Source organism: Streptomyces carpinensis, from assembly GCF_002154505.1.
Taxonomy (GTDB): domain Bacteria; phylum Actinomycetota; class Actinomycetes; order Streptomycetales; family Streptomycetaceae; genus Streptomyces; species Streptomyces carpinensis.
In genome coordinates, this window is record NZ_MUBM01000257.1 from 1 (window position 1) to 12,573 (window position 12,573).

Genomic DNA, 12,573 nt, shown 5'->3' on the forward strand with positions numbered 1-12,573 from the left:
GGCCAGCACCGAGGTGCTGTTCATCGGATCGACGGCGATCACCTCGATCGCCACCCGGCCGTCCACCCCATCGCCTCCCGGTCCTTTTCCCTCACGGCCTCGGGGCCCCTCGCGGCCGTCGCCTTCCCCTCCCTCGTGCCCGGTACCGCCCCCTCCCTCCCACCCGTCGCCTTCCGGTTCCACGCGCCCTGCTGCCCCCCACCAGCGTCCCGTGGACGCGGCGGACCCGCCTGTTTCCGGCCAGGCCCGCTGAATTCAGGGGTGAAATCCTTTTCACAAGCAGGGTAGGGTGGGAGCCAAGACCCGGCGAAAGGATGCGGACACAGGTGGTGACGATCCATGACGTGGCGCGAGCCGCCGGAGTATCCCCGGCGACCGTGTCTCGTGTGTTCAACGGCGGCAGGGTCACACCGGAACGTGCCCAGTCCGTGCAACAGGCCGCCGCGGCACTGGGCTTCGCGCCCAACCGCCTGGCGCGCTCACTGCGCAAACAGCGCTCCAGCGTGATCGCCCTGATCATCCCGGACATCGAGAACCCCTTCTTCACCTCGCTCGCCCGCGGTGTCGAGGACGCCGCGCAGCGCACCAGCCTCTCGGTCGTGCTGTGCAACTCCGACGAGGACACCGACAAGGAGCGCCGCTACCTCGAGGTCGCGCTCGGTGAGCAGATGGCGGGCGTGATCGTGGCGGCGGCCTCCCAGGACGACACGGACCTCGGGCCGCTCATCGCCCGGGGCGTGCCCGTGGTCGCCGTCGACCGGCGGCCGCACGACGCCGAGGTGGACGCGGTACGGGCCGACGACCGGCACGGCGGTGAGGTGGCCACGCGCCATCTGCTGCAGGCCGGCTACCGCAGGATCGCCTGCATCACCGGACCCGAGGGCGCCTCCACCTCCGAGGAGCGGCTGGCCGGCTACCGCGCGGCCCTGCACGCCGCACGGAGCAACGGGGCCGTGGCCGACGACGCCTACGTCCGGCACGCCGACTTCCGGGTAGAGGGCGGCCGGGCCGCGATGCGCGAGCTGCTGGCCCTGCCCGAGCCGCCCGACGCGGTGTTCGTCACCAACAACCTCATGACCATCGGCGCCCTCGACGCCCTGGACGAGGCCGGGCGCACCCCGCCCGGCGTCGGCGTGCTCTCCTTCGGCGACGTCCCCTGGGCGTCCTTGGTGCGCCCGTCGCTGACGGCGGTCGAGCTGCCCTCGTACGAGCTCGGGCGCGCCGCCGCCGACCTGCTGCTGCAGCGGATGGAGGGCGGTACGGCACCGCTGCAGACCGTGGTGCTGCGCACCACGCTCCAGATCCGGGAGAGCACCGCCGGGCCGGTCGCCTCGGACTGACGCACGCGGCGCCGTCCGCCGCGCACGCGCGGCGGACGGCGCCCGGCGCACGCGGAGGACGCCGAAAGGGGCGTCGCACCGGTCGGATGACCGGTGCGACGCCCCTTTCGCTTGCTGTGCCGCTGCCGCGGAGCCGCCTACTTGAGACCGGACGTCTTGATCGACTCCACGATCTGCCGCTGGAAGACGAAGAACAGCACCAGCATGGGCAGTGCTGCCACCGTCGCCGCCGCCAGGATGTAGTTCCAGTTGGAGGCGGCCTGGGTCGCGAACGAGGCGATGCCGAGCTGGATCACCGTGAGGCTCTGGTCGTTGGTGGAGACCAGCGGCCAGACGAAGGCGTTCCAGTTGGCGAGGAAGAAGAACACCGCGAGGGCCGACAGGATCGGGCGGGACATCGGCAGCACGATGTTCCAGTAGACCCGCCAGTGGCCGCAGCCGTCGACGATCGCCGCCTCCTCCAGCTCCTTGGGCAGGCCCAGGTAGAACTGGCGCAGGAGGAAGATGCCGAACGCGTTGAAGATGGCCGGAATGATCAGTCCCGCGTAGCTGTTGAGCAGGTGCAGCTCACGAGCCACGACGAACAGCGGGATCAGCACCACCGGCGGGGTGACCAGAAGCGTCGAGAAGATCAACCCGAAGACCTTCTCACGGCCCGGGAAACGCAGCCGGGCCAGCGCGTAGGCGGCCATCGAGTGGAAGAACAGCGACACGATGGTGATCACCGCGGAGACGAAGAAGCTGTTCCACAGGAAGCGCCCGAACGGCACCTGGGTGAAGACGTCGACGAAGTTCTGGAACGTGAACTCCGTGGGTATCAGCCGGCCGTCGGTGACCGTGCTGCGTGTCTTGAACGCGGAGTCGACCATCCACAGCACCGGGAACACGCTCAGCAGGGACACCACGACGGCCAGCACCGTCAGCCAGATGCGGCTGGTCCTGCCGATGGTCCCGGAGCCGCCGGCGCCCCGCGCCCTCACTCCGCCCGTCGCCACGTCACTCGCCATCGTCGAACCTCCCGCCCTTCGTCACCTTGAAGATCACCCCGGCGAAGACGACCATGATCAGCACCAGGAAGGTGCCCATGGCCGACGCGTATCCGTACTCCCCGAAGGTGAAGGCCTGCTGGTAGATGTAGTAGATCGCCAGCGAGGTGCCGTTGGCCGGACCGCCCTTGGTCAGTACGAAGAGCAGGTCGAGGCCGCCGGTGATGGCCGCGACCGTCGACATCAGCAGCACGAAGAAGCTGGTGGGACGGAGCAGCGGCCAGGTGATCGAGCGGAACGACCTCCAGGCACTCGCGCCGTCGATCCGGGCGGCCTCGTAGTACTCCTGCGGGATCTCCTGGAGCCCGGCCAGAAAGATGATCATGTAGTAGCCCATCATCACCCACGTCATCACGGCGATGACCGAGCCGAGCGCCAGCCCAGGGGAGCCGAGCCAGGAGGCGCCGCCGAAGCCGGCCGCCCGCATGGCCTTGTTCACTATCCCGACCTGGTCGTCGAGCATGAACTTCCAGAGCACTCCCACCACCACGAGGCTGATCACGTACGGCATGAACAGCGCGGTGCGGTAGGCGCCCACACCGGGCAGCTTCTGCTTGACCAGCAGCCCGAGGGCGAGGCTCAGGCAGAACAGCACGGGCACCAGGACCACCACATAGATTCCGGTGATCCTCATGGAGGCCCAGAACAGCGGGTCGTGGAACATCCGGTCGTAGTTGCCGAGGCCCACCCACTGGTAGCTGCCGAAGCCGCTGACCTGGAACAGGCTCAGCACGACGGAGAGCACCATCGGGACGGCGACGAACACCAGCAGGCCGATGGCGTCCGGGGCGAGGAAGAGGCCGGCCGCCAGCCACTCGCGACGCCGGCGGCTGAGCCGCGGATGTGCGGAAGCGGGCGTCTGGGCCGTGGGACGGCCCTTGGCGCGGGACTTCGTCCCCGCCGTGTCGTGTGCGGTCACGCTGCTCATACCAGACTCGCCCCCTGGTAGCTCTTGGTGTAAGCCCTCATCGACTCGGCGGCCCGCTGGGTCTCGGCGGCCACGTCCGCGCCGGTGAGCATGGTCGCCTGGATGGCGTCGGAGATCGCCTTGTAGACGACCGGGGGATAGCGCGGCTCGGCACGGCCCCCGGGGAAGATCTCGTCCTTGAACTTCTTCATGATCGTCGAGTCGTAGCCGCCCTTGGCCGCGCCACGCTCCAGCGCTGTGGTGCGGGGCGCCACGTCGGACTTGGCGCGGATGCACCAGTCCACCATCCGGTCGATGGAGTCGTCCTTCATCGAGCCGATCGCCCAGGCGCAGAACTCGGCCGCGGCCTCGCTGTTGCTGCCCTGCGCGTTGGCGCAGAACGACCAGCCGCCCAGCGTGGTGACGTACTTGCCGCCCGGCGGGACCGGCAGTTTGAAGACGCCGTAGCGGTACTCGGGGGCGAATGCCTTGAAGCTGGCGACGTTCCAGATGCCCGACTGCCACATCGCGACGTTGCCGCCCTTGAAGCCGCCGATGACGTCGCCCGCGGCGGGATCGGTACGGGGCGCGATGCCGTGTTTGATGGCGTCCTGCCACATCTGCAGCGCCTGCCGGGTCGCCCTGGAGTCGAAGACGATGTTGCCGTGCTTGTCCACCACGTCGCCGCCGCCCTGCCACATCCAGGGGTACCAGGTGAAGTTCTGGAAGTAGCCGGGAAGGCACTCGAAGGCCACGCCCGCCCTGGTCCTCGTGCGCAGCTTGTCACCCAGACCGAGCATCTGGTCCCAGGTGGTGGGGATGTCGCCCTCCGACAGGCCCGCCTTCTCCCAGGTGTCGATCGAGTAGAACATCGCCAGCGGCTCGACCTCCATCGGCAGGGCGTAGACCTTGCCGTCGACCATCCGGCTGGTGAGCGCCGTGCCGTAGTCCTCCACCACCCCGTGGTCCAGGTGCGGCGTGAGGTCGGCCAGCACGCCGCCGTTGTAGTACCGCAGGAAGTCGCCGGGGCTGAGCAGGAAGATGTCCGGGCCCGTCCCGGTGGCGAACGCGGTGGGGAGCTTGGCACCGTTGGTGTAGTCGCCGACGGGTATGTACACCAGTTCGATCTTGGGCGAGTGGGTGGAGTTCCACAGGTCGATCAAGTCGGTGAACCACTTGGCCTGGGCCCGGATCGCCGGGTCCGGCGAGTTCTGCGGCGCGTAGAAGTTCCAGAACTTCATGGTGGCGCCCTTGGCCTGTGCCGTGCCGCAGCCCGTGAGCAGGGTGGGGGCGGCGAAGGCCGCCCCGGCGCCGGCGAGGCCGGTGAGGAATCGGCGGCGGGAGGCGTGCGGGGCCTGGCGGTCGGTCCCCGCCGCGGCCTGGGCGGTGGGGACCGCGGGCGCGGCTTCTGTGCCGTGCTGGAGCATGCGTGCGCTCCTGTCGAGGTGTGATGGGCCTTGGGGAGGGCGGATCCTGGGGGGCGGCCCCGGGGCGGATCCTGGGAACCGGCCCCGCGCGCGGGGACCGGTCACCCGGAAGCGACTTGCCGTACGGCGGTCAGTCGACTTCCAGCGTCAGCAGGTCCGGCGTGGCCGGACGGGACGCGGAGCTGGGTGCGTCCAGGTAGAAGATCGAGGTGCTCGCGATGTCGTCGCTGGTGTGCCGGTAGCGGTGCGGCAGGCCATTGCCCTGGCCCGGGCCGATGCCGAGGCTCTGCACGGTGACGCGGAGGTCCTCGGAGAACCGGATCGGGTCCAGGACGTGCCAACGGTACATGCCGAACCGCTGCTGGCTGCGGTACAGCCCGTCCGGGCGCAGGATCTGGTTCAGGCCCAGGTAGGGAGTGGTGTAGGCGGTGTAGCCCTGGCCGGGGACGTCGAAGTTCCAGGCGCCGCCGAAGTAGTCCTCGGTGCCGGTGCCGCAGATCGTCGGGAACTCGTCGTCGCCGTCGAGATAGAACTTCAGCTCGCCCTCGCCCCACCAGCCCGGGCTGTTAACGCCCCAGGCCAGGTAGGTCCCGACGTAGCTGCCGGCGCCGGTGACGCCGTCGAGCAGGGTGTGCACCTCGCCGAAGGGGACCGGGTGGCTGCGGCGCCACTGGGCGTGGAAGTAGGAGGCGTCGTCGCCGACCTCGTCCAGTTCGTAGTCGACCTGATAGTAGAGCGTGACCTTCTCGGCGGTCAGGTTCTCCAGGGTGATGCGCGCGCTGCGCCGGAACGGCATCGGCCAGTAGGCGTTGAAGCCGCCGTTGGGGTTGGCCGCGACCGGCACGGACGAGACCTGGCTGAAGGTGTTCCAGCCGTTGCAGAAGAAGTCGCCGAGCGGCACCTCGACGGCCGGGTCCTCCTCGCCCTCCCAGTACATCCGCAGCAGGGTGCCCCGCCACGCCGTGTGCGGGTCGGTGGTGCACCACAGGTGGCGGATGGTGCCGGGGCCCTCGATATCGGCGAGCACCGCCGTCTCACCGGCGGCGATGTCGATGCTGGGCGAGATCTTCCAGCCCGGCCCCAGCCGGCTCGCCGCCACCGCTCCGGTGCCCTCCGTGGCGCGGCCGCCGCCGGATTCGGCGCCGGTGAAGTTCTCGGCGCTGATGGAACGGCTGACGGCACGCGTCCTGCGGGAGAGGCCGTCGAGTCCAAAGGTCGTCATCGTGTCTTGCCCTCATGATGGAGTACGGGGGCGCGCGCCGCGGGCCGGCACAGGCACCGTGGGGCGCGGGAAGAGCGAGGCGGCACCGACAGCGCGGTGAAACACCTCTGAAATCCATTTCACCGAAACGTAGAGGGGGTCCTCAGGGGTGTCAAGAGGTGAGACGCCCAGGTGTACCCGGATGGCGGCTGCGACTCACCCCACGGCTCTCACCAGGAGAAATCGCGGCTCGCGTGTGGACTCTTGACCCTGAAATCGATTTCTGCGATCGTCCTGGGCATGCCTCGCAACGCAGTCATCGGCGTGGACATCGGCACGTCGAGCAGCAAGGGCGTCCTCGTCGGCCTCGACGGTTCTCTGATCCGCTCGGCCGTACGGGAGCACAGACCCGCCAGGCCGGGACCCGGCCGTTTCGAAATGGACGCTTCCGTGTGGTGGCGCGAGTTCACCGAACTCGCCCGCGAGCTGACCGGCCCGGGTGACACCACCGTCCTGTCCGTCGGCGTCAGCGGCATGGGGCCCTGCGTCCTGCTGACCGACGAGCACGACACCCCGCTGCGCCCCGCCGTCCTCTACGGCGTGGACACCCGCTCGGTCCGCCAGATCGAACGCATCGAGGCGCGGCTCGGCGCCGAGGAGATCATCCGGCGCGGCGGCTCGGCCCTGACCACCCAGGCCGCGGGGCCGAAGATCGCCTGGATCGCCGAGGAGGAGCCCGAGCTCTACGCCCGGGCACGTCGCCTCTACATGCCCAGCTCCTGGCTGGTCCGGCAGCTCACCGGCGCCTACGTCCTCGACCACCACTCGGCCAGTCAGTGCACCCCGCTGTACGACACGCACGTCTCGGAGTGGTACGCCGCCTGGGCGGCCGAGGTAGCCCCCGGCATCGAGCTGCCGCCGCTGCGCTGGTCCGGCGAGGCGGCCGGCACCGTCACCGCCGAGGCCGCCCGGGAGACCGGCCTGCCCGCCGGCATCCCCGTCACCACCGGCACCATCGACGCCTGGGCCGAGGCACTGAGCGTGGGCGCGCAGAACACCGGCGATCTGATGCTGATGTACGGCACCACCATGTTCCTCGTCCACACCGTGCCCAAGCCGCTCACCAGCCCGTCCCTATGGGGCACGGTCGGCGCGCTGCCCGGGACCCGGAACCTGGCCGGCGGCATGGCCACCTCCGGTGCGGTCACCAACTGGCTGCGCGACCTGTTCGACGGCACCGACCACACCGAGCTCACCCGCCTGGCCGCCGAGTCCGGTCCGGGCGCCAACGGCCTGCTGATGCTGCCGTACTTCTCCGGCGAGCGCACCCCGGTCATGGACCCGGACGCCCGAGGAGTGATCGCCGGGCTGACCCTCTCGCACACCCGTGGCGACCTCTACCGGGCCGCCCTGGAGGCCACCGGTTTCGGCGTCCGCCACAACATCGAGGTCATCGAGGAGGCCGGCGGCGACATCCGTCGCGTGGTCGCCGTCGGCGGCGGCACCCAGGGCTCCCTGTGGACGCAGATCGTCTCCGACATCACCGGCCGCCCGCAGGAACTGCGCACCACCACCATCGGCGCCAGCTACGGCGGTGCGCTGCTGGCCGCCCAGCTCGTCGGGGACGCGTCCATCGACGACTGGAACCCGGTGCGCGAGACGGTGATGCCGCACGCCGAGCACACCGCGCGCTACGACGCGTCGTACGCCCTCTACCGGCGGCTGTACCCGGACAGCGCGGACGTCGTCCATGCCCTCGCGGCCCTGCAGGAGCGCTGACGGGCACCTCCTGCGCGCCCGCAGGCGACCGCCTCCGCCTGCCCGCAGACGGCACCCTCCGCCTGCTCGGCGACGGTCGGCCGCCGCCCGCCCCTGACGGCTGGCCGCCGCCACCTTGCCGGCGGCCGGCACCGGCCTGCCACCGGACCCGTCACACCGGATTCACCCACTGCTCGACACAGTGGCCCCGCTCCGGGGCCGAACGCACAATCTACGGAGACCGCATGACCACGTACTCCCTGCCCGAGCTCAACCGGCCGCCGGCCGCCGAGCCGCACACCGTCTACACCGTGGCCAGCGGCGACCTGCGCCCTGCCGCCAACGTCACCTGCTGGCCCACCCAGGAGAAGCTGGAGGGCGACCTCGCCGCGGCCGTGACGGACCTCGGCTGGAAGCTGCGCCGCGGTCACGCGGTCGACGAGGGCAGGGGCCACGGCTTCATCGACAGCCAGCGCGCCGGCATCGAGGTCTTCAAGACCCTGCCCAAGGACGCCCCGCTGATCGTCGTCGAGGCCGTCTGGCAGTACAGCCATCACGTCCTCGCCGGTCTGCGCAGCCACGAGGGCCCGATCCTGGTCGTGGCCAACTGGAGCGGTGAGTTCCCGGGCCTGGTCGGCCTGCTCAACCTCGCCGGCAGCCTCACCAAGGCGGGACGCGACTACTCCGTCCTGTGGAGCGCCGACTTCACCGACGAGTGGGCTCGCGAGGGCCTGCGCACCTGGCTGGAGACGGGCACCCTCACCCACGACACCGGCCACGTCCGGCCCCTGCCACCGCTGCCGCAGGACCCGGAGACCGAACTCGGCGTGGCCCTCGCCCGCCAGCTGCGCGAGGAGAAGGCGATCATCGGCGTCTTCGACGAGGGCTGCATGGGCATGTACAACGCCATCATCGACGACGAGTTCCTCAACCCGCTCGGCATCTACAAGGAGCGCCTGTCGCAGAGCGCCCTGGTCGCCGAGATGAAGAAGGTCTCCGACGAGGAGGCCCAGGCGGTCCGCGTCTGGCTCGACCACGCGGGCATGACCTTCCACACCGGTACGGACGAGGCCACCGAGCTCACCGACGCGCAGCTGCTCAGCCAGTTCAAGATGTACATCGCCGCGCTGCGCATCGCCGACGACTTCGGACTCGACGCGGTCGGCATCCAGTACCAGCAGGGCCTGAAGGACACCGTCCCGGCCAGCGACCTCGCCGAGGGACTGCTCAACAACGTCCAGCGCCCGCCGGTGCTCAGCCGCGACGGTGCCCGTGAGCTCTACGCGGGCGCGCCGCTGCCCCACTTCAACGAGGTGGACGAGGGTGTCGCCGTCGACTCCCTCGTCACCAACCGTATCTGGACGGCGATGGGCCTCGACCCGGCCACCACGCTGCACGACATCCGCTGGGGCGAGGAGTACGACGGCCGGTTCGTCTGGGTCTTCGAGATCTCCGGCTCGGTGCCCGCCTCCCACAACGGCGGCTACGACAAGTCGTACAGCATGCGCCAGCCCCCGATGTTCTTCCCGCTCGGCGGCGGCACCCTCAGCGGTGTCTCCAAGCCGGGTGAGATCGTCTGGTCGCGCGTGTTCCTGATGGACGGCCGGCTGCACGTCGACCTCGGCCGCGCCACCTCGATCGAGCTGCCCGAGGAGGAGACCCGGCGCCGGCTGGATGCCACCAACCACCAGTGGCCGATCATGCACGCGGTCCTGCACGGCGTCACCCGCGACCAGTTCATGGCCCGCCACCGCGCCAACCACCTCAACGTCGCCTACGCCCCCGACGCGGAGACCGCCGACAAGGCGCTGCGCGCCAAGGCGGCACTCTTCGCCGAGCTGGGCGTCGAGGTGCACCTGTGCGGGGACGTGACGCTGTAGCGGTACCGACCCGCGGCACCGGGGCGAGCGGGCGGGCACCCGCTCGCCCCGCGCGGTCGCGAAACCCCTGGTGCTCCGCCCGCCCCGCATGCGAGCGGAGCACCGGGCCCCAGCGCGTGAACCGCTGACCGAGGGAACCAGGACCCCACGGCTGCCGGGCATGCGTGGCAGGTTCACGCGCGGTGACGGCGTGCGCGTCAAAGGAGGCACCGGCGGTACGCAGACCTTCACCTCGATCGCCGAGCTGGAGGCCCACTACCACTGAGCCCGCGCCGCTCCCGAGGAGACGGCAGGGGTGGGTGAGGTTGTCGCGGGTAGGTCTCACCACCGAGCGGACCGACCGACTGCGGCGAACAACGAGGTGAGAGATGCAGTTCACCACCCGGCCAACCCTCCAGGGCACCTTCGGCATGGTGTCCTCCACGCACTGGCTGGCGTCGCAGTCGGCGATGGCCGTGCTGGAGGAGGGCGGCAACGCCTACGACGCGGCCGTGGCCGGCGCGTTCGTGCTGCACGTCGTGGAGCCGCACCTCAACGGGCCCGCCGGGGAGGTGCCGATCCTGCTCGCCCCGGCGGGCGGCGAGGTACGGGTGCTGTGCGGGCAGGGCGTGGCACCGGCCGGGGCGACGGTCGCGCACTACCGGGGGCTCGGCCTGGATCTCGTCCCGGGCACCGGACCGCTCGCCGCCGCCGTCCCGGGCGCCTTCGACGCGTGGATGCTGCTCCTGCGCGACCACGGCACCATGCACCTCGCCGACGTCCTGAAGTACGCCATCGGGTACGCCGAACACGGGCACGCGCCCGTGGAACGCGTCGGTGAGACCGTCGAGACCGTACGGCGGCTGTTCGAGACCGAGTGGACCTCCTCCGCCGAGGTCTACCTGCCCGGCGGCCGCCCGCCCCGGCCCGGGGAGCTGTTCCGCAACCCGGCGCTCGCCGCCACCTGGAAACGGCTGCTCGACGAGACCGCGGGCGCCGGGGACCGGGAGGCCCGCATCGAGGCCGCGCGGCAGGTGTGGCGATCCGGCTTCGTCGCCGAGGCGCTGGTCCGGCAGGCCGGCAGGCCCACCATGGACACCAGCGGCGAGCGCCACACGGGTACCCTCACGGCGGCCGACCTCGCCGCGTGGTCCGCCACCTACGAAACCCCGGCCACCTACGACTGGAACGGCTGGACCCTCTGCAAGGCAGGCCCCTGGAGCCAGGGCCCGGTCCTCCTCCAGCAACTCGCACTGCTCCCGCCCGAGCTGCCCCCGTACGCATCCGCCGACTACGTCCACCTGCTGATCGAGGGCTGCAAGCTGGCCATGGCCGACCGGGAGGCCTGGTACGGGGACGCCGCCGATGTGCCGCTGACCGAGCTGCTGTCGGAGGAGTACAACGCCGAGCGGCGGAAGCTGGTCGGCGAGGCGGCCTCCTACGAACTGCGGCCCGGCAGCCCCGGCGGCCGCCTACCGCGCCTGAGCACGCACGCGCACCGGATCGCCGCGCAGAGGGGGGAGTTCGACGCCCTGGGCATCGGGGAGCCGACGGTCGCCAAGCCGCCGACCTCCCCCGTGCCGGGCGAACCGGAGGTCGCCCCGGACGGCGGCACCCGCGGCGACACCTGCCACCTCGACGTCGTCGACCGCTGGGGCAACATGGTCTCCGCCACGCCCAGCGGCGGCTGGCTGCAGTCCAACCCCGTCGTGCCCGAACTGGGCTTCCCGCTCGGCACCCGGCTGCAGATGACCTGGCTGGAGGAGGACCTGCCCAACTCGCTGACGCCCGGCCGCCGCCCGCGCACCACCCTCACACCGTCGATCGCGCTGCGCGACGGCGTGCCCGTCATGGCCTTCGGCACACCCGGCGGCGACCAGCAGGACCAGTGGCAGCTGCACTTCTTCCTGGCCGTCGCCCTGCGCGCCGCCGTCCGCGGCGGACTCGACCTCCAGGGCGCCGTCGACGCCCCGAACTGGCACAACGACGCCTTCCCCGGATCGTTCTACCCGCGCGGGATGCGCCCCGGCAGCGTCACCGTGGAGTCCCGCACGGCCCCCGAGGTCGTCGCGGAGCTGCGCCGCCGCGGCCACGACGTGACGGTCGGCGGTCCATGGTCCGAGGGCCGCCTCTGCGCGGTCGCCCGCGACCCGGAGACCCACATCCTGTCGGCCGCCGCGAACCCGCGCGGGATGCAGGGGTACGCGGTGGGACGCTGACGCCGGTCGCCTGCGACGACGTGTGTTCATCCTCATTCCACCCCACGTACACCGGGCGGGCGGGGATTGTCAGCGGCGCGTGGTCTCATTGGGGGCATGATCGAAGAGACGGAGACCATCGAAGGGTTTCTCGCGCGTCACTCGGCCGACGTGGAGGATGCGGTCCGCAAGGCGGCCGCGGCCGAGATCATGCCTCGCTTCCGCCGGCTCGCGGAGGACGAGGTCGACCAGAAGTCCGGCCCGCACGACCTCGTGACGGACGCCGACCGCCTGGCCGAGCGGTACCTCACCGACACCCTCGCCGCCCTGCTGCCCGGCTCCCTCGTGGTCGGCGAGGAAGCGGTGCACGCCGACCCCGCCGTGTACGAGGCGATTCGCGGCGAGGACCTGGTCTGGATCGTGGACCCGGTGGACGGCACACGGCAGTTCGTGCATGGCGATCCCGGCTTCTGCACCCTGGTGGCCCTGGCCCGCGGGGGAGTGGTGCTGGCCTCCTGGACGTACGCTCCGGTGCCCGACCGGCTCGCCACCGCCGTACGGGGCCGAGGCGCCCTACTCGACGGCGAGCCGCTGCGTTCCGGCACGCCCGACCCGGGCCGCGCCCTGCGCGTGGCCACCTCGCACCCGGACTTCACGACGGACGAGCAGAAGCGCACCCTGCGCGGCCTGTGGACGGACGGTGTGGAACCCCGGGCCTGCGGCTCGGCCGGCCTCGAGTACCTCGCCATCGCCCGCGGGGAGCTGGACGCGACTGCGTTCTCCTGGGAAGCGGCATGGGATCATGCGGCCGGCCTGCTGCTGGTCGAGGAGGCGGGC

Annotated in this window: 9 protein-coding genes and 1 pseudogene; 5 read left to right on the forward strand and 5 right to left on the reverse strand. The window is 71.0% G+C overall.

Annotation, left to right across the window (positions count from 1 at the left end; translation table 11 throughout):
* A pseudogene (locus BZY54_RS52395) lies at positions 1–183 on the reverse strand (hypothetical protein); the annotation flags it as partial.
* Between the two features lie 194 nt (positions 184–377).
* Here BZY54_RS52395 and BZY54_RS31285 point away from each other — a divergent pair.
* Entirely contained in the window at positions 378–1,340 is a 963-nt protein-coding gene (locus tag BZY54_RS31285; protein WP_244217435.1) for a LacI family DNA-binding transcriptional regulator, read from the forward strand.
* 137 nt (positions 1,341–1,477) lie between these two features.
* Here the strand turns inward: BZY54_RS31285 and BZY54_RS31290 are convergent, their stop codons facing one another.
* The 4 genes from BZY54_RS31290 to BZY54_RS31305 form a co-directional block, all read right to left on the reverse strand.
* On the reverse strand, positions 1,478–2,347 hold the full coding sequence (locus tag BZY54_RS31290) for a carbohydrate ABC transporter permease (protein WP_086728694.1): 870 nt from the start codon (positions 2,345–2,347) through the stop codon (positions 1,478–1,480).
* Positions 2,337–3,314 (reverse strand): carbohydrate ABC transporter permease, encoded by a 978-nt coding sequence (locus BZY54_RS31295; protein ID WP_086728695.1) that lies wholly within the window; start codon positions 3,312–3,314, stop codon positions 2,337–2,339. Before BZY54_RS31295 ends, BZY54_RS31290 begins: the two co-directional genes overlap by 11 nt.
* Positions 3,311–4,720, reverse strand: coding sequence for an ABC transporter substrate-binding protein (locus tag BZY54_RS31300; RefSeq protein WP_086728696.1), 1,410 nt, complete (start codon positions 4,718–4,720; stop codon positions 3,311–3,313). Before BZY54_RS31300 ends, BZY54_RS31295 begins: the two co-directional genes overlap by 4 nt.
* Positions 4,721–4,850: 130 nt before the next feature.
* On the reverse strand, positions 4,851–5,942 hold the full coding sequence (locus BZY54_RS31305; protein ID WP_086728697.1) for a glycoside hydrolase family 172 protein: 1,092 nt from the start codon (positions 5,940–5,942) through the stop codon (positions 4,851–4,853).
* A gap of 279 nt (positions 5,943–6,221) precedes the next feature.
* Between BZY54_RS31305 and BZY54_RS31310 the strand changes: the two genes are divergently transcribed.
* From BZY54_RS31310 to BZY54_RS31325, 4 genes are all read left to right on the forward strand, one after another.
* Positions 6,222–7,700, forward strand: coding sequence for an FGGY-family carbohydrate kinase (locus tag BZY54_RS31310; protein ID WP_086728698.1), 1,479 nt, complete (start codon positions 6,222–6,224; stop codon positions 7,698–7,700).
* 224 nt (positions 7,701–7,924) lie between these two features.
* Positions 7,925–9,559 (forward strand): fucose isomerase, encoded by a 1,635-nt coding sequence (locus BZY54_RS31315; protein ID WP_086728699.1) that lies wholly within the window; start codon positions 7,925–7,927, stop codon positions 9,557–9,559.
* Between the two features lie 368 nt (positions 9,560–9,927).
* Positions 9,928–11,757, forward strand: coding sequence for a gamma-glutamyltransferase family protein (locus tag BZY54_RS31320; RefSeq protein WP_086728700.1), 1,830 nt, complete (start codon positions 9,928–9,930; stop codon positions 11,755–11,757).
* A gap of 96 nt (positions 11,758–11,853) precedes the next feature.
* Positions 11,854–12,573 (forward strand): inositol monophosphatase family protein (locus BZY54_RS31325; protein WP_107419874.1); only part of this gene is annotated, 720 nt, incomplete at its 3' end.